Genomic DNA, 20,861 nt, shown 5'->3' with positions numbered 1-20,861 from the left:
CTGCGGATCTGCATTACCAGGCAGAGCCTGGTAACGAGCAATAACTAATGACTAATGACTAATGACTAATGACTAATGACTAATGACTAATGTCAACTAGCCACTCGATCGCGCCCGCCCGACTTAGCCCGATAAAGCGCCTTATCAGCAGTTTCAATCAGCATCTTCGGCGAATTTTGATTTTCAGAAATCGTCGCCACCCCCATGCTGAGAGTCACGCAATCGGTGACAACAGACTTGACGTGGGGAATTGCTAAAGCTTTGACGCGCTGGCGGATTCCCTCAGCAACAGCCTGTGCGGTCGCGATGTCGGTATTTGGCAAAATCACCCCAAATTCCTCGCCACCGTACCTAGCAGCTAAATAAAGGCGTTCTGCGGGTGCATTCGTGCAACTATCCCCGATCGCCCGCGCGACTTGCTGCAAACAAGCATCCCCAGCCTGGTGGCCGTAGTTGTCGTTGTAAAGTTTAAAACAGTCAATGTCGCACATGATCAAAGATAGCGGTTCCGAACTGCTCGATAGTTCCCATTCGCGGTTAATCACCTCGTCAAACCGACGGCGGTTAGCTAGCTGAGTCAGACTGTCCAAATTCGCCAAGCCATCCAACCGCTGGTTAGCTGCTGCTAGCTGCTGGTAAAGTAAAGATTGTTCGATCGCGATCGCCACTTGAGTAGCCAACTGACTGAGCAAATCCATGTCAAACTGCTGCCACTGGCGGGGGGCAGAACAGTGGTGGGCAATCAGCAAACCCCACAACTTCGGTAATTGACAAGTAGGATTACCGTTGCGATTTTCGATTCCCTGCTGCACGATGGGCACAACTAAATTCGCTTTCACCTGACACCCTGCCAAAAAATTGATGTGGCACTCAGCAAAATTAGAAGTGTGAATGTCCTCGACCGCTCGAATTCTGTTCTTCAAATACTGTCCGACATAAGTATTAGCAAAACAGCAATCCTCTACACCCATACCCATCAGCGGCATCCATTCTTCCCCAACCGACTCCACCACCACATCTCCGTTCCAATCGGGTCGGAAGCGGAAAATAATCACGCGATCGGTTGCCAAAAATTCCCGCACTTCCGCTACTGTAGTGTTGAGAATATCTTCGATATCCAGAGAAGAACGGATGCGCGACTGAATCTGCGCGATCAGGCGTTCCCGTTCTACCTGCTGCCGCAGCGCTACTTGCGCTTGCTTGCTTTGAGTAATGTCCCTACCTTCCGGCAGCAGCAATACTATTTTGCCAGTTTCATCCTCGACAGGTTTGAGAGAAAAATCAACTGTTGCCGTTTCATGTGCGCCTTGAACTTCCACTTCATAGCGGACAAATTCGCCTTTGGCCGATCGAGAAATTGCCTCTTGTAACTGTTCCCGAACTTCCTCAGAACTTCCCCACCACGGCCCCTCCCAGAACGGGCGGTTTGCCACATCCCGCAGCTTAATTCCCGCAAAATCCAGAGAAGTTTGGTTAGCTTCCAGCAGAGTGCCGTCCGGTTTCAATAAGCTGACAAATTGAAACGAAGAATCAAAAATTGCTCGAAAGCGCCTTTGAGAATCTCCCAACATTGCCGTCACCTTTTCGCGAGAAGTAATATCGCGGAAGCGCCACACCCTGCCAATAATATCTTGTCCGACTCGAATCGGCTGCGTGTAGCGCTCAAAAGTCCGACCGTCTTTAAAATCGAGAATATCGCAGCCTTCGGACTCCGCATCGCTATAAATTTCTTTAATTTTCTGCAAAAAAGCCCTCGGGTCTCTAACGTGCTTGGTGAGAAATGTCAGCCGCACCGTTCTATCCATCGAGTTTCTAACTTCTTCATGAATCCCCCACATTAAAACTAACTGTTCGTTAAAACTAATCAGTTCTCCGGCGGTACTAACGGCAAGAATGCCATCGGTCGTTGCTTCCATAGTAGCGTGCAGCAAAGAGCGCGATCGTTCTAATTCCGATGCTATTAATTTGCGTTCCGTGAGGTTTCGCACTGCTTTTACCTGCACTAAACGACCGTCGCAAACGACGAATTTACTCCGCACGTCAGCAGGAAAAGCAGTCCCGTCCCGCTTGAGAAAAATTGCTTCGCAGACTGTATTGGTGCTAGCGGAAATCATTTGTGGCGCTACTTTATAAGATTTTGGCGATAGCAATTCCAGCAAGCTCATTCCCACCATTTCCTCTGGATTGTAACCGAACATTTCGGCAAAGTCGCTATTGACGCTCAATATTGTGTCGCGGTCGGCGATCGCCACTGCTTCAAAATAAGCTTCGCTTTCGAGCAATTGTGCTGCTGTATTGCTGCCATTTCCCACAGTATAACTGCTATTAATTAGCTGTTGTAGTTGTGTATTTGCCGAATACAAAGCTGCCATTGCTTGCCGATACATAGCAGTGCGTTTCTCAACTTTTTCTGTGAGGCGATCGCGATATCTTCGCAGTTCCCTTTCGACTTTAATTAAATCTGTAATATCTACTGCAAACACGATCGCGCCAGCAATTTGACCTGTTTCATCCCGGTAAGGTATCCTATCTATTCGCACCCAGCATTTTTGACCGGAGACTGTGGGCAGAAGTTCGATTTTTCCCAGCTTGGGAACCCCCGAATTCATGACTTCCAAATCTTCTAAATAATATTGCTCTGCTTCGTCTGGATAGATTTCATAAAAAGATTTTCCTTCTAATTGATTGGCTGGCAAACCTCTCGATGCAGCGGCAGCTTTGTTAATTCGCAGCAGGCGACTTTCCCGATCTTTGTACCAAATCATCGCCGGCACAGAATCAAAAATAATTTGTTGTTCTTGGTGTTCCCGGCGCATTTCTGCTTCTGCTTGTTTTCTTCTAATTATTTCTTGTTGTAGTTTTGTGTTAGCTTTTTTGAGTTCTGCCGTGCGTTTTTCTACTCTTTCTTCTAGTCGGTCGTAGTATTTGCTCAGCAAGTTTTGTTGCTGTTCGCGCCGTATTGTTTCTGATTTAGCATTTTCGCTAGCTAACAAACTTGAAGATACAAAATCGGCTAATATTTTGGTTAATTCCTGTTCTTCTTCCGTCCACTGACCCCCACAATTTTCACGTTCGGCACTGATGATTCCTACCATTTGACCTGCTAGCACAATCGGTACGTTTAACAAAGCAGTCTGACCGCGATCGGCAAAATAAAGATTGGCAAGTTCTTGCGTTCTCGGGTCATCTTCTGCCGCCACAGTGGCGATGGTAGTTGCGGATTTTAAGGCTTGAAAATAGGCAGGACAGTCGGCTGCTGTGACGATTATTTGTACTGAATGAAGTTTAGTATTTTCTTCGTAAAAGTCGATGCAGTGAAGCTGAGTTTTGTCTTCGTCGTACAGCCAAATGCTGGCTCGATCGCAGTTGACGATACTGATAGCGGCTTCTGTGACTTCGCGGATGAATTGTTCTATATTGTTGCGTTCTTTAAGTTGAATTTTGGCTAATTTCGCGATCGCCAAAGTTGGACTGCGCCAATTTTTTCTCAGGTTTGGCGACGCTGCTAGGGGCGCAGTCGCCTTAATTTCTTCGCAAACTAACAGTACAGTCGGTCGCTGGAAATTGACAATTGAGCGATCGCCATTATTGTCCTCTATTTTCCAGTCTACCCCAGCCAAAGCGCGCGCCGTTGCTTTGACCCAGATAACCCTACCATCTTTGCAAGTCAAGCGACCTTCCCAATAGGCAACTCCAGCAGCCAGCTTACCGTTTTTTGCCTGTGTTAGTGCAGCAAATTCGGTCTGCATTTTCTCTTGATCTTGACAGTAAAATATATTAAAAATTGAATGATAAATTAATTCCTGCGACCTGTAGCCGAGTCTCGTCTCGCCGAATTGATTGATTGAAAAAACTCTTCCCAAAGCGTCTAAAACGAAGTAAATGCCCGGAAAATTGTCGTAGAGAGTTCGATACCAATCCTGTTCAACTTGTTTGTTGCACGAAATGTTCGCTGCAGCGAGATCGCCGCCCGTACCGCCCAAGTGAGAATTGTGGTTTTCTGCGTTGCTTGAATGAATTTTTTTAGCAAACACTTTTAGCTTAACTCGACTGTAATTAGTTTTACTTTCTGGAATTGAACTTTCTTGTGAAACTAAATTAAACCTGTTATTTAGAAAAATTACAAATTGTAACAAAATTGCAACTTGCCCAGGGCGCTGGTTTTTGCTTCCCGACGTAAATCCTCTGTTTGTTCGTAGTTGGTAGATTGTCTGTTGGCGATATTTCCCGCTAGTTGCGGTGCTAGCAGGTTGAGTTGCAATTACCGCGTCTGTACTTGTAGTATCTCCGACAATGGAACAAACCGACACTCAAGGATTTTAAGTATCTATGATAACACTCAACTATCTAATCTTGGGGCTGACTTACTTGGGTTTCGGTTTGGGATATTTGCCGGGGCTACGGATGAACCGGGCTGCGATCGCAATTGTCGGGTCAGCTTTTGCCGTAGCTTTGGGGATACTCGACCTCAAAACTGCTTGGGAGGCGATCGACCCCAGTACGATCATTTTTTTGCTAGGAATGATGGTGATTAATTCTACCTTGGAAGCATCGGGTTTTTTTCAACTAGCTTTAGAGTTTTTAACTCGCTTTACTCGTTCTCCCTTCGGCATTTTAGTAGCTGTTACTTTTGGCAGCGGTATTTTATCAGCATTTTTTCTCAACGACACTACTGCTATGTTGCTCGCCCCATTAACACTCACTCTAACTCGCTCCTTATCCCTCAATCCTCTCCCTTATCTTTTGGCTTTAGCAGGAGGCACTAATTTAGGTTCGGTAGCAACAATCAGCGGAAATCCACAAAACATTCTCGTCGGCTCTTTTTCGGGAATTAGCTATTGGGAATTTTCCCGAACTCTCGCACCGGTAGCTTTAATTTGTTTAGTAGTTCAAGTAATTTGGTTGTGGTGGCTTTATCCCGAAGTGCGCTCTTGCAAATCTTTGCCTGCGGTTTCTCAAGTTCGGTATCGCTTATTCAAGCCTTTATTAGCGAAAAGTTTGTTGGTAACAGCAGGACTTTTGGTAGCTTTTTTAGCCGGAGCACCTTTAGCCGAATCTGCCTGGATAGCTGCCAGTATATTGTTGATTACGAGGCGCGTCAAGTCCGATCGCATTTTGCAGCGCGTGGATTGGAATTTGCTAGTGATGTTTGCGGGATTGTTTATTGTGACCAAGGCCGTTCAACAACTCGGTTTGTTGGATAACTTAACTAATTTGACTGGTACGCCGCTGAGTTTGTTGGGAACAACAGTAATTCTTTCTAACTTAATTTCCAACGTACCAGCCGTGTTAGTTCTGCAATCGCTGATTCCGAAAACAGATACACAAGCTTGGCTGTTGCTGGCCGCGGGTTCTACCCTGGCAGGGAATTTAACTTTATTGGGTTCTGTGGCCAATTTGATTGTAGCTGAAATTGCCGAAAAAACAGGCGATAGATTGACATTTAAGGAGCATTTAAGGTTCGGGCTGCCGCTAACTTTCGTTACGTTGGGAATTGCGTATTTTTGGATCTAATTTGCAGAGCGGCACCAGCCTAAATTTAGCACCTAACCAGCCAACAATCTCCTCATCTCTTCCCTTCCCCTTCTTCCTTCGCGTCCTTTGCGCCTTCGCGGTTCATTACAACAGTAAAACTTGCAATTTTCCAAGGCTCTATCTTAAAACCTCGCCCTTGAGACAACTTTTCAGACAAATTTGCAGGTCTTTCTAACAAATCAACTGACCCTACAATCTCCAATTCCAAATCGCTATCCAATTCTAGCACAGCCTCTTTCCCCTCCGATTCGCAACACCGCAAAATCCAAACATTAGCATCATCTTCCGACTGTTTAAATGCCATCAGCGCTAAATTTTGGGCAGACAAATCCAAAAAATTACCAACTGCGGGTAAACTCTTGTTGCGATTTTCCCCTAACTGCGGGAATACCTTTACTAGCAGCGGCAAATTCAACTCGTAACCCTGTCGAACTGTACCGGCATCTTGCCAATTTCCAGCGTGGGGATAGACTGCACAAGTAAATTCCGAAACTCCTTTATCTGCTTGTTCGTCCGGCCAAGTCGAACCCCGGAGCAAAGTCAGCCGGATTTGATTTGGTTGAATGTCGCAACCGTATTTACAATCGTTGAGCAAACTCACTCCAAAACCGTCATTGCTGATATCAGTCCAGCGCAAAATCGGTACTTCCCATTTGGCTTTTTCGGCGGGTGTTTGCGGTTTAGTTGTGCGATCGATCGCCCCGCCGGGAATTTCGCAAGTTACAAAATCTGCTTCTACATTTAACCCAAAAGCTGCTTTAACCAAAACGTAAGTTTCTTGCCAATCTACAACTGTCTTTATTTTCAGCAGTGGCGAACCTTTTTCTAGCGTGTAATCTTGGCAAAACTCCGATTTGCCAATTTGCAGAACAACCCGTAAACTCTGCCGTAATTCTCCCCGATCAATCCAATAAATCTCTTTGAGTATCGGCGCGGGTAATTGATGTTTTTGATAATTCGGATCGATGTTCCAAGCATCCCAATATTGACCGCTGTCTTGAAAGGCTTGCAGTTGATTGCCTCCGGCTGCATTCAACACTTCTCTGTGATTAACTTTATCCCAAATGCTGGATAAATTGCCAGTTTCTTGGTCTATTTTTGCCAGAATAAGTTCATTTTCTAACACCATTTCTGGGGCGGCAAAATGCGTTTCTTGACAAAGTGCGTTTTTTTGTGCTATACCGTATGTAAGTTTCGATAAATCTGTCTTATTTTCCGTGGCTGGACTCGCGCCCGCATTACCCACAGCTTGAGAGTCTTCGCGACACAGCCAAAACACGCGGTAGCCGATCGCCGGAACATCCTCTGCACAAAATAACATGATAAATTGCGATGGCGGTCGATCGGCCTTAACAACCTGCGAAACCAGCCTCTGTCCCGACAAATCGTAAATTTGCCAAGCTAAACCAGCAGAATCGGGAAGCGGTAGATTGACAACCTCAGAGCGCGACCAATTGAGAGGATTAAAAATCAGAATCGGTTGAGCGTCCGGCTGCGGGGGAGAAGGCAGAGAAATTTGAGCGGCGATCGCATCTAAAGATTTTAGCAGAATTTGGTGGCAAGCGCGATCGGCCTCAGCAAAGGCTAGATTAGCATCCGCGTAGACTTGGGCGATCGCCGAACCAGGCAAAATATCGTGAAACTGGTTAAACAACACTTGTTTCCAAGCCGATTCTAACTCAGATTTCGGATAAACCGCACCCGTGCAAATCGTTGCCAGCGAAGACAACAACTCCGCTTGATAGAGCAATTCTTCACAGTGGCGGTTTTGGCGTTTTTGGTCAGCGCGAGTCGTGTAACAGCCCCGGTGGAATTCTAAGTAAAGTTCGTCCTTCCAAATCGGCAGAGGGCCGAGATTTTTGAGTTGCGAGATAGAAGGATTGGCAAATTCTAGCGCCCGCAAATTCTCCGGCTTGTCCGATTCTCGAACATCATTTTCAGGCAAAATTGCCGCAACATCCGGCAAAAACTGACTCTCAATCAAAGCCAAATAATCAACCGCCTTGGCAAACTCCAACCTGGGAAAAAAAGGCGACAATTTCCAGCGTTTCGCCACCTCCAGCATATCGCGAGTCGGGCCGCCGCCGTGGTCGCCAACTCCCGGCAACCAAAGAGCATCTGGCAAATTAGTTTTAACTTGCCAATCAAAAGCATAACTTGCCATTTTTACAGATTCTATACTTTCGCCGATCGCCCCAGACATCATGCTAAATATTTTAGTACCATCCAACCCTTCCCACCAAAAAGCACCGTAGGGAAACTCCGTCGAATCATTCCAGCGCAACTTCTGAGTCACAAAATAATCAACACCGCCTTGTCGCAAAATCTGAGGTAATTGCCATCCAAAACCAAAAGTATCCGGTAGCCAAGCCACCCGCATCAATTCCCCAAACTTTTCCTTTGCATAACGCTGTCCGTAAACAACTTGTCGCACCATTGACTCAGCAGAAATCAAGTTTAAATCCGGTTCAACCCACATCCCGCCGACAACTTCCCAACGTCCGACAGCCACCTGTTTTTGAATCGCAGCAAATAAGTCCGGGCGGTGTTCTTCCAGCCAAGCATAAAGCGCCGGAGTTGAATGGCAGAAAATCAAATCGGGAAACTCCGATTGCAATTTCAACACCGACTCAAAAGTTCGTTCTGCCGCTTCCCAAGTTTCCGGGACAGGCCACAGCCAAGCTAAATCTAAATGAGCGTGACCGACCAAATAGATTTTACTTGTATATATAGATGTAATTTTGTCAGCTTCTCCAACCAGAGAAAGCCGACTTCTTCCTCCTCCCTCTGCGCCCTCTGCGGCCTCTGCGGTTCCATCATCTAAATCATCAGAAAAAGATGTAATAGCGCCGCTTTCCCCTATATATATAGATGTAATTTTGTCATCTTCTCCAACCAGAGAAAGCCGACTTCCTCCTCCCTCTGCGTTCTTTGCGCCCTCTGCGGTTCCCCCCTCCAAATCATCAGAAAAAGCCAGCAAATATCCCAGTAAATAGTGCCGCAAAACAGACAGCGATCGATCGAACTTGGCGCGATTCGGCAAAGCCGACCAATCAATCAAATTAACCGCCAAATCAATCTCAGATTTTAGCAAATTTCCCTTGACAAACAAGGGACAATTTGCTATATTCTTGGTGGGGAAGTATTGGGAATTTTTATTTTCTGAATTACCAGCCAAAGATTTTTGCAAAATTTCTAATTCGTCGGCCACAAAACCCGGATCGAAACAAGCAGAATCTGCCGCTTCGTACAAGCAAATCGATCGCACTAAAGCACCGCTATCGTGGCCTGGACTTACCAACCGCAACATCACCCAAAATTCATCGCCAGGATTGACCGACGCACTCAACAAAACTCGATCGGCACAATCGAATAAATCGCCCCTTCCGACTAACTCGCCGCCGACAAAAATCTGAGCATCTTCGGCCCACCAAGTCAAGCCCAACAGCAACCGCAAACCAACCACAGGATAGCCGTGCAAATTGTTAGGAATGACAAATTTCTGCCCTAAATAAACAACTTGCTTCCCAGATGGCCAAGCAATATGTCCTTTCCCGTTCAGTTCGGCAACCGGCCCGTTACAAATACCTACCGAACCCGCCACCGAGTCACCGTCGCAGTACCTCCAGCCAGACTGAACCTCCACTTGACTGAGGCGGCGCAACTTCTCTACAACTTCAGAAATATTATTGCTAGCGGGTGTCACAGAAGCGTTCATTTTTAGCTAAAATAGGAATTGCGTAGGAATCAGGATCGGAATCGAACCGCGAAGGCGCAAAGGACGCGAAGAAATAATGGTTTCAGAGGGTTTGAAACTGCGATTAATATCTCGGTTTGATTTTACAGCAAAATTTAGCAATTCCGGCGCAAATCTAAAACCTGAATTCAATAATTAAACTTATGTCTAACGGTTACTACGGCCCATACCAAAGCCGAATATTAAATTTTATATCCAAACAGTCCCGCCAAGTCGCCGATAATTGCGATCGCACTTGGCGACAAATTAAACAAACAACCCTCAGCGGTACCCAAATTCTACTTTATCCAGCTTACTTGCTGGTGCAAAGTTCCCGAATGTTGACCAGACAGTTGCGGGAATCAAGTCCCAAGGTAGATTTACCTGAATTGCAAAAAGATGTTGGGGACGAAAATCCCGATTTGCTACCAAATTGGGATGAGGGAGAAACGTCGGAAAGTTCGATCGGCAAAATCCTGCACTTAGCCGAAAATCTTCTAAATCCGTCACAAACTGCCAAAACTTTAGCCAGTGCCCCGCTGTTAATAAATCAGACAAATTCAGCAACGGAGAAACCAGCTAGGGGTTTGCTTCCAGCTATCAATTTTTTCAGTGGAAAAACTGCCAAACATCAAATAACTTCCGCCTTAGAACATCCGCTAACCAAAACTCAATTAGACAGCAAACCACAAGTTAGCGCCATCGCGACTTTCATTCCAGCGCGCACTTTAGTTTTGGTGGGAAGAGAAAATCAGGTGTTAGATATTTTGACACCCCAACAGCAGGAACTGCTGGAAAATCGGATAACTTGGGAAGTCGCCAACAACGGGCCGGAACGGCGGCACATTGCCCAAAAAGAATTAAAATTTAATCTCGGTTTGGAGTCGGCTGCTAAAAAATCTCAGTTAGCGCCGGTGCGTCGTTTTTGGGAATTGATGGCTTGGCTGCAGACAAGTCCGGTTGCGGTGAAAAGAAATCAGTTTGGAGAATCAATTTTCGCAGTCAAAAAATCGATCGACCGCAACGCTATCTTACTCCAAAAAGCCACAGCGCAGATGGCTGCTGCGACAACAACCGCACTGCAGCAGTCGATTTCTGCATCAAATTCTACTGATGACAATACGCCAAAATTAGAAACTTATTTTAACAACAAGCTCGATCGAGCGGCCAATCCTCTGTCCTTTGTCACCTTACTCGATCGCGCCGCCCTCAACCTCGAAGAATTTACCGTCCCCCCAGCCGACAAAACCACCGCGGCCAATCCCGAGGTAAAACTTGATACATCAGTCGCGCCAACCAATTTAGGTCTGACCGCCCGCGAAATCCTGGAGAAATACGCTCAAAACATCGAAACAATGATTTGGTCGTCAGTAGACCACCTGCTGGGCAAAGAAACAGCAGCCAGTGATAGCACGGAGAAATCTGTAGCAATTAGGTATTATTTGCAACATCAAGGACAGCTAGAGAAAACCGAAAACACCCAAGAGGTCGATCGACCTTGGTTGAATTGGCAAGACTTATTCGGGGAACCAGGGCCGCAGCAGTCGATCGAGGGCAGTTCCGAACCCGACGGCGCAACAGCTCAAATCTCAATATCACAAAACAGATCAAAAGTCAAGGATGAAATGGCAGAAGGTCGATCGACCGCAGTCTCAATATCGCCCTACCCCAAATCAATTCACCGCCTGCTCGCCGGACTCAAGCAGAGCTTGCTCGCACCAGAGTCAAAAAGTCAACCCCAAAAAGCCTCAAATTTAGCAGTAACTCAAAAAAATAGCCCTGCACCCGCAACACCATCAACCCCTGGGGGGAAACAGGAAACCCAAGTGCCAAAATACACAAACCCCAACACCGCGCCAAACAGCCAATCCCCAACAGCAATCACCCAGCAAACCAGCAAATATACCCCAACAGCCACAGCGGCCCAACCAACAAATCGCAGCGCCACCGTCCCGCCCGCCGACGAATACTTAGAAACAAAATCCGAATCAATGGGTTACATTAAACACCCGCTAGAACAAGTGCTCGAATGGATAGACCTACTCATGGTGCGACTAGAAAACATCCTAGAGCAACTCTGGAACTGGGCAAAAACCAATTGGCCAACAATCCTCCAAACCAAAGATAAAATTGAGTAATCTTTAGCCTATGATAAAAAAAGTTGCACTCGCAGCAATCAGCTCAGTATTAAACCATCTTTGGAGGCTCCCACAGTGCTAACCCTCAAAATCGTAGTTAATGTAGTTGTCCTATTTTTTGTTTCCCTGTTCGTATTTGGATTTTTGTCCAATGACCCAGCCCGGAACCCCAACCGCAGAGATATGGAATAAGCCAGCTATCTGGGCCGCTAGTTCGGGGGCCCGACACCGCAGCCCCCGAACCAGGGCACAAAGCCACAAAAATGACTCAATCAAAACTTGACCTCGCACCACCAGCGAGGTTATCTTGTGGCAAAACAAACCCGTTGAAATATTCGCTGATTCCCGCGAAACATCTAGCAAGCAATCAAGTTTATAAAGATGAGCCAGCTAACAACTCCGCCCAGCAAAAAAATTTAGGTTAACTTTGAAACGCTGCCTGTTAAGTGCGAAAATTTGGACGATCGATTCTCAGCTATAAAAAACCTCTAAAATCTAAAATCTAAAATCTAAAATCTAAAATCGGATGACTCACCTGTTGTAACTATGCCATATCCGGTACCGCCGCCCGAACCACCTGCCATCATCTACATCGCGAAACTAAAGAAAGCAGCCCTAACTGTCGCAGCCAGTGATGGAGACACCCCCAGCAACTCCGTAGAAACACCGGAACCAAGTTCAGAAATCGTTCAGCCACCCCAGCAACCGGCCCAAGTAGAAGAAGCAGCAGTCCTCGATAACGCCCCAGCCAGCAACCAACAGCCTCCAGAAATCGCACACCCTCCAGCCACAGTCGAAAGCGACGAAGCAGTAGCGGGATTTGGGCAGCCGGTTGCTGCTGAAAAACCCGAAACTCCAGCAGCTAAGCAAGATTCCTCATTTACTGCTTACCAGCTAGGTTCGGTAGAAAATGCTGTGGCAGCTCGAAATCGCCAAAAAATAGCAGGGGAGCAGAGAAAAGAGGACAAGAATGCGCTAAAACCGCAAGAAAGTTGGTATCAGGCCCAAGGCCGACAGTTAGAAGAGAACGCTCCCGTGCCAACAGAGATTCCCGTTCCAGAACCCGCGCCAGAACAGCCTCCCACCGAGCAGGAACAGTTCGACATTCCCACACCAGGAACCGCCCCCGTACCAAGAACCGCCCCCAAACCCGCAACAAGAGAGCCCAAACCAAAGCCCAAACCAGCCGCGCCGGGAGTCCGCACCGCACCATCTCAGCGGACGGTGCCTTTTCCGGTGAGTCCGGCCGATACCATCGAAATTAAGGCAGACCGGCAAGAATTTGACGACAAGCAGCAAATTGTCACGGCGGTTGGTAATGTTGTGGTGCGGTTCCGGCAAACTGTGATAGATGCCGATCGGGCGATCGTCAACCTAGTCACCCGCCAAGTGGTAGCATCAGGCAACGTCGCCTATACTCGCGGCCAACAAGTAGTCCGCGGCCAGCAGATGGAATTCAATCTCGGCCTCAACTCCGGCGCAGTCGAACAAGCAAGCGGCGAAATATTCCTCCCCGCAGCAGGTAGCGAATTAACGCCCACACTACCCACAGATATTAGTGCCGGAACCATTCTCGAACAGCCTCTGAGCGATCGAATTACCAGCCAGCAGCCCCTGCGCGGAGTCAAATCCCCAGGAGCGGCCAGCGTCACCATCGGTGGCGGCGGACAGCTAGCAGCCCCCCAAGTTGTCGGCGCAGTCAACCGCATCCGCTTTGAAGCAGAACGCCTCGAACTTCTGCCCAACGGCGCCAGAGTCGCAACTAACATTCGGATTACTAACGACCCTTTTTCCCCGCCAGAATTTGAATACAGGGCGCGGAGGGCGACGATTAGAAGCATTTCCCCCACGGCTGAAGAATTAGTCACAAATTCGCCCCGCTTAGTATTTGACAACCGCATCAAAATACCCGTGTATCCCCGCAGACAAGTGTTTGACAGCCGACAGCAGAACGGCCCTTGTTTGACCTTTGGCTACGATGGCGGGGACAGGGGCGGTTTGTACGCCGAGTGCGGTTTTCAGGTGTTGCAAAACGGGCCGGTGCGCCTCACCCTGACACCCCAAATATACCTTCAGCGGGTCGTGGCAGATCACGGCGGCAATCCGTTTTTTCCCGACAGCTACGGACTCAAAGCGAAGTTGACCTCTAGGCTCGGCCCTCGTACCAATATCGAAGCCTCGGCGATATTTCTGAGTTTCGAGGATTTCCCGAATTTGCCAGAAGAGAGCTTTCGGGGCAATGTGCGCCTGCGGCAGTCGATCGGCACTCACTCTCTAGCGGCAGAATACAGTTACCGCGATCGACTGTTTAACGGCTCTCTGGGCTATCAAACCGTGCAGAGCAGCCTCGGGGCAGTCCTCACTTCCCCCGTCATCCCACTCGGCAGCACAGGCATCAATCTCAGCTATCAAGCCGGGTATCAATTTATCAATGCTGACACCGATCGACCAGACTTGCTCGAACCAGTGCGCGAAAACAACCGCATCGATTTGGGCCGCGCCCAAGCCAGCTTCGCCTTGAGCCGCGGCTTCAACCTGTGGGAGGGTAAACCGCTACCCCGCACTCCCACCCAGGGTTTGAAGTACACGCGCAACCCAGTGGTTCCTTTCTTGCAATTAGCCTTGGGAGTCCGGGGAGTTGGCACTTATTACAGCAGCGGCGACACACAAAACTCGATCGCCAGCAGCGTCGGCATTCAAGGGCAGTTCGGCCATTTCTCCCGCCCTTTCCTCGACTACACTGGATTTAACGTGACTTACACTCAGGTAGCGCGGGACGGCATATCGCCTTATTTGTTCGATCGGCTAGTAGATTTGAAAGTCCTATCTTTTGGACTTGTCCAGCAAGTTTACGGAGGATTTCGAGTCGGCTTTCAAACAGCTATTAATTTAGAGAGCAAGGAAGCAATAAGTACGAACTACACTTTAGAATACAGCCGTCGCAGCTACGCAATTATTTTGCGTTTTAATCCTGAACGTCAAGTCGGGAGCCTGACTTTTAGAATTAGCGACTTCAATTGGAACGGCACTCCCCAACCTTTTTCTGGAGACGTGAAAACAGTAGAAGGAGGCGTCCGTTTATCCGATTAATTCAATTGGCTAATTGGGAATTGGTCAAACAGGGTATTTAAAACCAACAGTCAACAGACAACAGTCAACGAACCAATAACAAATGATAGAAGTGACGGCAATATCTGCACAAGCAGCGGCTCTGCTGGTTCACTACGGCTTTGACCTAGGTGGCAAAAAAGCCGAAAAATTGGCGGGTGAATGGCTGACCAAGTACCCCGGCTACTGGCTGCGTTTAGCAGTGGTTGAAGCGCTTTATCAAGGGCGCTACAAAGCTGTTTCTGTCGATCAGCTATTGAGTATGTGGCACCGGATAGGAGAACCGCTCTATCATTTTAATCGCGAGTTTGAACGCTTAGTATGCAACAATTTTCCTCAAGATTTAAACGTTGAAAAAGATCCTAAACTGCCGCAGGACGGTAGAGTTTTATCGATCCCCGCACCGGCAGTCAGTGTCGCAGAGTTAGATTTGCTTGCGCCGTCAGAGCCCGAAATCGATCGCGCGCCAGATGCAGAAGTCCCGAACATAGAAGTACAGGAAACAGAAAAATTACCCGATCGCGATCGTACAAAAGAAAATCAAGAAGTTGTAGTATATGAAGACCTAGCCCTTACCGCCCTCGCCGATAAAGCCGAGGTCGATCGCTTTTTACCCGATAAACCTGTGACAAAATCATTCCCAGTTGTCAAACACACTGATTTTCACACCAAGTTAAAAGCCATTGCCCTCAAAGGCCGAATCAAAAAGCGAGAAAGCAGAAAGAAAGTGTAAATTTTGGGCATTGGGCATGGGGGATGGGCCAAACAGGGCATTGGGCATTGGGCAAACAGGGCGTTGGGCATTGGGCATACCTCATATCAAATCCGGTAGCATCGGAATGATTCAGATATATATTCTCGGACTCTGTGTACTCTGTGTTCTAGCGCCGGTTAAATCATTCCGATACAAGCGGAAACGATATCACTACGCTTGAGAACCGCTATAGCAGATTCATCAGTGGGGTAAATCTCTGATTCCTCAATTATTCAATTGTTCAATTGTTCAATAAACCGAAAGTTAACTTTTCGCACTTACTCCCATCCGAATTTCCGAACAAAAAGATGCCTGTTGAGTACCGTTAGCTTGCTTAACAACGCTAGTCCGCAGCCGCAGATTGGGCATGAGATACCACAGCCTTTCTTCGGCGCGGACAGTATCTGATTCTGTAATCAATGTCAGCACATCGTCATCGCCCATCACGTAGCGGGCGTTTCCCTTCTCTTGCAACACTTGACCTTCCCTAGGATTGTCGGGATTGGGGACGATCGCTAATATTGTAGAACCAATTTGTTTAGCTTGGTTGCGATCGGGAATACCGTCCCAAGAAATCCGAACGCCCTTTAGCTGAGTTGAGGTAGGGTTAATCGAGTGTTGTTGGCAAAGTTTGACAACTGCTGCATCGCTAGCTGTCACCATTTCTATTTTGAGGTCAGATTTACCAGCCTGCAATTCGCCAGACTGAAGATTGTGTACGGTACGCTGGGAAAACCATTTACCTGCACTTAACTCAAAAAACTCGATAACATCCATAAAACTTGTCTCTAAACTTAAATACTTCTTTATTTTCGATCGCCACGGGCGTGCTATAAACTCAGAAACCCGGTTTCTGCCTGCGTACCTAGCGGTTAAACCAATGATTTTAGCTGATAAACTAGGTTTAAGAGTGCAAGTGCCACTCTATATTTTAAAGGAATAGGGCGCGCCTGCAAAACTTTCCGGGATTTGGGTCAAGCAGATTGCAGGTTTAGTTGAGGTACGAAACCCCACCGGGCGACAGGAGGCTGATGCAGCCGAGTTGACAGAAAATTAGATTCGGCATCGTATTGCGCTAAAAAAGTCTGATTCGCGCATCCAATAGGATTGTAGTACCTTAAAAAATTGAGCTTTGAGAGTGTTAGCCGATCGACAATCATCATTCCCAGACCAGCTATATTAAGAAAAACAACGATATATGTCAGGTTTTGTCGATCGGTAGATTTGGCGCTGCAGAGTTGAATTTTCACGGGCTGCGGTTGATAGCAATCGCACTCATTAAAAATTCTCAAAGCAGACACGGACTCAAACACCCGCGATTCATTGAACCATCAGCCTCATCAAGGGCAGTAGCCCGGTAGCAAATAGCCTTTAAATATGTCATCCTAAATAAACGAGAAAAGATTCTCGAGCGAGTTTCCAGCAACGTGCAGCTAGCGATCGCATACATTTAAAAAAAGACATCACCAAATTTATGAGCGAGTTTACGGAAGGGCTGGACACAATGCAGTCTGCAGAACAGACACACTGTCTGGAAATGCTGCCAAATCAGCTAGCAGCGACTTCAGACTTAGAAAAATTATACAGCTTACTAACAGATTACAAATTTATTGAATCCAAGCTGTCAGCATCAGGAGTACAAGCCCTAATAGAAGATTATGATTTAGCAACAAATCCTGATACTATTACCGATCAAAACAACGAAAACCTCAAGTTAATCCAAGAAGCTATCAGACTTTCTGCCCACATTTTAGCAAAAGACAAAAGCCAACTAGCAGCGCAACTAATTGCCCGCTTAATGCGCTTTGAAACCCCCGAAATCAACAAACTCCTAACCCAAGCAAAACAGCAGAAAAACCCCTGGTTGCGACCCCTAACGCCTAGCTTTACCCCTCCGGGCGGCAGATTGCTGCGTACCCTCACCGGACATACAGACTGGGTACAAGCTGTAGCTGTTACCCCCGACGGCAAGCGGGTAATTTCTGCATCCTCAGACCACAATCTCAAAGTTTGGCACTTAGAAACAGGAGAAGAACTTTTCACCCTCAAAGGTCATCTTACCTACGTCAATGCTGTAGTCGTCACCCCAGACAGCACTAAAGTAATTTCCGGTTCTTGGGACAACACGATTAAAATTTGGAATTTAGCAACTGGAACAGAAATATTAACATTAGCAGGCGATACTTTTGCAGTAGAAGCAGTAACAGTAACTCCCGACGGCAAGCGAATAATTTCCGGTTCCTGGGATGGCAGTATACAAGTTTGGGATTTGTCAACAGGAACAGTAATTTTCAACCTGAAAGGTCACAGCAGTTTTGTCCAGTCCGTAGCAGTAACTCCAGATAGCAAACAGTTAATTTCCGGTTCGGGAGACAACAGTATTAAAGTCTGGAATCTAGAAAAAGGACAAGAACTTTTTACCCTCACCGGACATACAGATTGGGTGAAATCAGTAGCCGTAACTCCCGACGGTAAACAAATAATTTCCGGCAGTTATGATGGCACTATCAAAGTGTGGAGTTTGTTAGAAGAAAAGCTACTTTTCACTTTAGGAGAACACAGCAGTTTCGTCCAAGCTGTAGCAGTCACTCCCGATGGAAAACAAGTAATTTCGGCAGCCGGCGACAAAACCCTGAAAGTTTGGAATTTAGAAACAAAAGCAGAACTTTTTACTTTTACCAATCACATCGCGCCCGTGAATGCTGTCGCTGTTACCCCCGACGGGAAGCAGATAGTTTCTGGTTCATCTGACAAAACCCTGAAAGTTTGGCGCTTAGAAACAGGCAAAGAAAATTTATCACCTGCAAGTCACGATGACTGGGTAAATGCTGTAGCAGTGACGGCGGACGGTACTAAAGCGATTTCTGGTTCAGGAGACAACAGAATTAAAGTCTGGAATCTCAAAAATGGGCAAGAAATTTTTACTATTGGGGGACATCAAGATTGGGTAAAAGCGATCGCAATCACAGCAGATAGCCAGCGAATAATTTCGGGTTCCGGCGACAAAACCGTGAAACTTTGGGATCTAGAAACCGGAACCGAAATCTTGACTTTCAGGGGCCATACAGACTGGGTAAATTCTGTAGCTGTTACGCCTGACGGAACGATGGCAATTTCTGGTTCAGGAGACAAGAATATTAAAGTTTGGAGTTTAGAAACAGGAGACGAAGTTTTTACATTTTCAGGTCATACTGACGGGATAAAAGCTGTAGCAGTTACTCCCGACGGAAAACGTGTAATTTCGGCGGCCGGCGACAAAACTCTGAAAGTTTGGAGTTTGGGGAAAGAAAAGAATATTTTGAAAAATATGTGGAATGTAGTCGTCAAAAATCAACTTTTCACTCTCAAAGGTCATGAGAGTTTTGTGAATGCTGTGGCAGTTACAACGGATGGTAAATGGGCAATTTCTGGCGGGCGAGAACCAAATTTGAGAGTGTGGGATTTGTCAAGTAGAAAAGAAATTTTTACTTTGACAGGTCATGGGGATGCGGTAACATCTGTGGCGACTTTGGGAAATAAAGTGATTTCGGTTTCCGATGACAATACTCTGAAAGTTTGGGATTTGTTGAGTCGAAAAATAGTTGCTAGTTTCAGGGGAGATAGTGCTTTGAAAGCTTGCGCTATTGCACCGGATGGGGTGACAATTGTGGCGGCGGAAGCTTCGGGACAAGTGCATTTTTTGAAGTTGGAAGAGGGAATTGATTATTAGTTATTGGTTATTGGTTATTGGTTATTAGTCATTAGTGATTGGTCATTAGTCATTGGTTGTTGTGCCGATCGCACTTGTGTTAAACTTTAAAAGTGCGATCGGCCTTTGCCCCAATCCAGTCTACAATTGTTCCGGGTCAATTCCCATCGATCGCAGTCTTTCTGCTAGGACAGCAGCCCAAAATGCGATCTTTCTCAATACAATAGCCTATTCATCTTGCTCTCTCCTCTCTAACTCCGCGCCCTCAGCGCCCTCTGCGGTTCATCAAAAAAAATCTCATTCAACATCAAAAACAGGGCAGACACCGCCCGCCCCAGCCAACTAACGCCTCTGCAACTTCACCCCACGAATAGAATAATCCAAAAGCTCGATCGGGTGCATCAAAGTAACAGCCTTCCCCTGCAACTCCAAATGCTTCTTAATTTGCATAGAACAACCAGGATTAGAAGAAGCAATCAACTCCGCCCCAGTATTCAGCAAATTCTCCACCTTCTGCACGCCCAACTCATCAGCAATTTCCGGCTGCAACATATTGTAAACCCCCGCACTCCCGCAACACAAAGCAGCATCCACAGGTTCTTTTAGCTTCACACCAGGAATTTGTTGCAACAACTGGCGCGGCTGCAAACTAATCTTTTGTCCGTGCAACAAATGACAAGCATCCTGATAAACAATTGTCAAATCTCCATCAACCAAAGGATGAAGTTTCGCCGTAATCCCCGCACTTGCCAAAAACTCCTGCACGTCCTTAACATTGGCCGCAAAATTCTCAGCTTTCTCCCGATATTCCGCATCATCTGCTAAAATGTGGCCGTATTCCTTCAAAGTGTGGCCGCAGCCAGCAGCATTAATAATGACAAAATCAACATTAGTATTTTCAAAACTGTCAATCATTTGTCGCGCCAAAGATTTCGCCTGTTCAGCTTGTCCTTGATGTTCCGGCAAAGCAGCACAACATCCCTGACTTTTCGGAATCACAACCTCGCAACCGTTAGCCGTCAAAACACGCACCGTAGCCTCATTAACCGGCGAGAACAACAACCTCTGCACGCAGCCTAAAATCACGCCAACTCGATAGCGTTTCTCCCCTTGTGCGGGAATAACTTCGGGTAAATTATCCCGAAAAGAATCAACTGTTACCTTCGGCAAAATAGATTCCATCGCCGCCAAGCGAGGAAATACTTTTTTCAGCAAACCTGTTTTACGAATTAGTTTGGGCAGTCCTAATTTTTGATAAACAAACAGCGGTACAAGCAAAAGCCGCAACCTGTGAGGATAGGGAAAGAGATTAAAAATCAGAGTACGAATTACATTGTCAGAAAAAGTGCGTTCTTGATTTCTAGTAACTTGGTGGCGAGTTGCAGAAATTAGCTTATCGTATTGAACCCCAGAAGGACAAGTTGTCACGCAGGCCAAACAGCCCAAACAAGTATCAAAATGCTGCGAAGTTGCTTCGTTTAAAGGTGCATCGCCTTCGTTGATTGCATCCATTAAATAAATGCGGCCTCTGGGCGAATCCATTTCTTTGCCGAGTACGCGATAACTCGGACAAGTTGACAAACAAAAGCCGCAGTGGACGCAAGTATCAATTAATTTCGGATCGGGCGGATTGTTAGCATCGAAACCGGGAATTTCGAGGGTTTCTAAGTGGGGATTTTGGGCTAAAAAATTGCTGTCTTTTGCTGGCCTTAAATCGTCGCTGGGAATTTGAGATGTTTCTGAAGTTTGCATATTTGAAGCAAGAGGGAAGTTCGGCAACGAGCAATGTACGGGATGTAACGGATGTAAGTCCGTCGGAAGAGGGAAGAAGGAAGAAGTAATATAATGGGTTTGCTAAATCAAGAAAAATCTAACTTTTAGAGAAGTTTCTAGATAGGAAGT

Annotated in this window: 11 protein-coding genes; 6 read left to right on the top strand and 5 right to left on the bottom strand. The window is 46.7% G+C overall.

Annotated elements, in window-relative coordinates; genetic code table 11:
- Positions 1-92 precede the first annotated feature (92 nt).
- The gene (locus tag QUA01_RS16060; RefSeq protein WP_333090693.1) at positions 93-4,310 is read right to left on the bottom strand and encodes a PAS domain S-box protein; all 4,218 of its coding nucleotides are present in this window, start codon (positions 4,308-4,310) and stop codon (positions 93-95) included.
- 19 nt (positions 4,311-4,329) lie between these two features.
- Here QUA01_RS16060 and QUA01_RS16055 point away from each other — a divergent pair, with 19 nt between their 5' ends.
- A complete protein-coding gene (locus QUA01_RS16055; RefSeq protein ID WP_333090692.1) occupies positions 4,330-5,514 on the top strand; it encodes an anion transporter in 1,185 nt (394 codons plus the stop codon).
- A 52-nt stretch (positions 5,515-5,566) separates the two neighbouring features.
- On the opposite strand, the gene QUA01_RS16050 is transcribed toward QUA01_RS16055, so the two are convergent.
- The gene (locus QUA01_RS16050) at positions 5,567-9,253 is read right to left on the bottom strand and encodes an alpha-mannosidase (protein WP_333090690.1); all 3,687 of its coding nucleotides are present in this window, start codon (positions 9,251-9,253) and stop codon (positions 5,567-5,569) included.
- A 182-nt stretch (positions 9,254-9,435) separates the two neighbouring features.
- On the opposite strand from QUA01_RS16050, the gene QUA01_RS16045 reads away from it, so the two are divergent.
- The 4 genes from QUA01_RS16045 (at position 9,436) to QUA01_RS16030 (ending at position 15,250) form a co-directional block, all read left to right on the top strand.
- Positions 9,436-11,409: a hypothetical protein gene (locus QUA01_RS16045; RefSeq protein WP_333090688.1), complete on the top strand. Its 1,974-nt coding sequence runs from the start codon at positions 9,436-9,438 to the stop codon at positions 11,407-11,409.
- 75 nt (positions 11,410-11,484) lie between these two features.
- The gene (locus tag QUA01_RS16040) at positions 11,485-11,601 is read left to right on the top strand and encodes a photosystem II reaction center protein I (protein WP_106151135.1); all 117 of its coding nucleotides are present in this window, start codon (positions 11,485-11,487) and stop codon (positions 11,599-11,601) included.
- Positions 11,602-11,955: 354 nt separating this feature from the next.
- Entirely contained in the window at positions 11,956-14,499 is a 2,544-nt protein-coding gene (locus tag QUA01_RS16035) for a DUF3769 domain-containing protein (protein WP_333090686.1), read from the top strand.
- 82 nt (positions 14,500-14,581) lie between these two features.
- Positions 14,582-15,250, top strand: coding sequence for a hypothetical protein (locus QUA01_RS16030; protein WP_333090684.1), 669 nt, complete (start codon positions 14,582-14,584; stop codon positions 15,248-15,250).
- A 285-nt stretch (positions 15,251-15,535) separates the two neighbouring features.
- On the opposite strand, the gene QUA01_RS16025 is transcribed toward QUA01_RS16030, so the two are convergent.
- Entirely contained in the window at positions 15,536-16,048 is a 513-nt protein-coding gene (locus QUA01_RS16025; RefSeq protein WP_194009974.1) for a phycobiliprotein lyase, read from the bottom strand.
- Positions 16,049-16,245: 197 nt separating this feature from the next.
- Positions 16,246-16,572: a hypothetical protein gene (locus QUA01_RS16020; protein ID WP_333090682.1), complete on the bottom strand. Its 327-nt coding sequence runs from the start codon at positions 16,570-16,572 to the stop codon at positions 16,246-16,248.
- Positions 16,573-16,733: 161 nt separating this feature from the next.
- Here QUA01_RS16020 and QUA01_RS16015 point away from each other — a divergent pair, with 161 nt between their 5' ends.
- Positions 16,734-18,980: a hypothetical protein gene (locus QUA01_RS16015; RefSeq protein ID WP_333090746.1), complete on the top strand. Its 2,247-nt coding sequence runs from the start codon at positions 16,734-16,736 to the stop codon at positions 18,978-18,980.
- 321 nt (positions 18,981-19,301) lie between these two features.
- Here the strand turns inward: QUA01_RS16015 and QUA01_RS16010 are convergent, their stop codons facing one another.
- Positions 19,302-20,711: a (Fe-S)-binding protein gene (locus QUA01_RS16010; protein ID WP_333090681.1), complete on the bottom strand. Its 1,410-nt coding sequence runs from the start codon at positions 20,709-20,711 to the stop codon at positions 19,302-19,304.
- Positions 20,712-20,861 lie beyond the last annotated feature (150 nt).

Source organism: Microcoleus sp. S36a_B3, assembly GCF_036700745.1.
Taxonomy (GTDB): domain Bacteria; phylum Cyanobacteriota; class Cyanobacteriia; order Cyanobacteriales; family Microcoleaceae; genus Microcoleus.
This window is presented reverse-complemented; position numbering and strand designations above follow the sequence as displayed.

Coding starts and splice junctions, on each gene's coding strand:
- QUA01_RS16045 (WP_333090688.1), top strand. CDS start 9,436: ATGTCTAACGGTTACTACGGCCCATACCAAAGCCGAATATTAAATTTT.
- QUA01_RS16055 (WP_333090692.1), top strand. CDS start 4,330: ATGATAACACTCAACTATCTAATCTTGGGGCTGACTTACTTGGGTTTC.
- QUA01_RS16025 (WP_194009974.1), bottom strand. CDS start 16,048: ATGGATGTTATCGAGTTTTTTGAGTTAAGTGCAGGTAAATGGTTTTCC.
- QUA01_RS16050 (WP_333090690.1), bottom strand. CDS start 9,253: ATGAACGCTTCTGTGACACCCGCTAGCAATAATATTTCTGAAGTTGTA.
- QUA01_RS16030 (WP_333090684.1), top strand. CDS start 14,582: ATGATAGAAGTGACGGCAATATCTGCACAAGCAGCGGCTCTGCTGGTT.
- QUA01_RS16035 (WP_333090686.1), top strand. CDS start 11,956: ATGCCATATCCGGTACCGCCGCCCGAACCACCTGCCATCATCTACATC.
- QUA01_RS16010 (WP_333090681.1), bottom strand. CDS start 20,711: ATGCAAACTTCAGAAACATCTCAAATTCCCAGCGACGATTTAAGGCCA.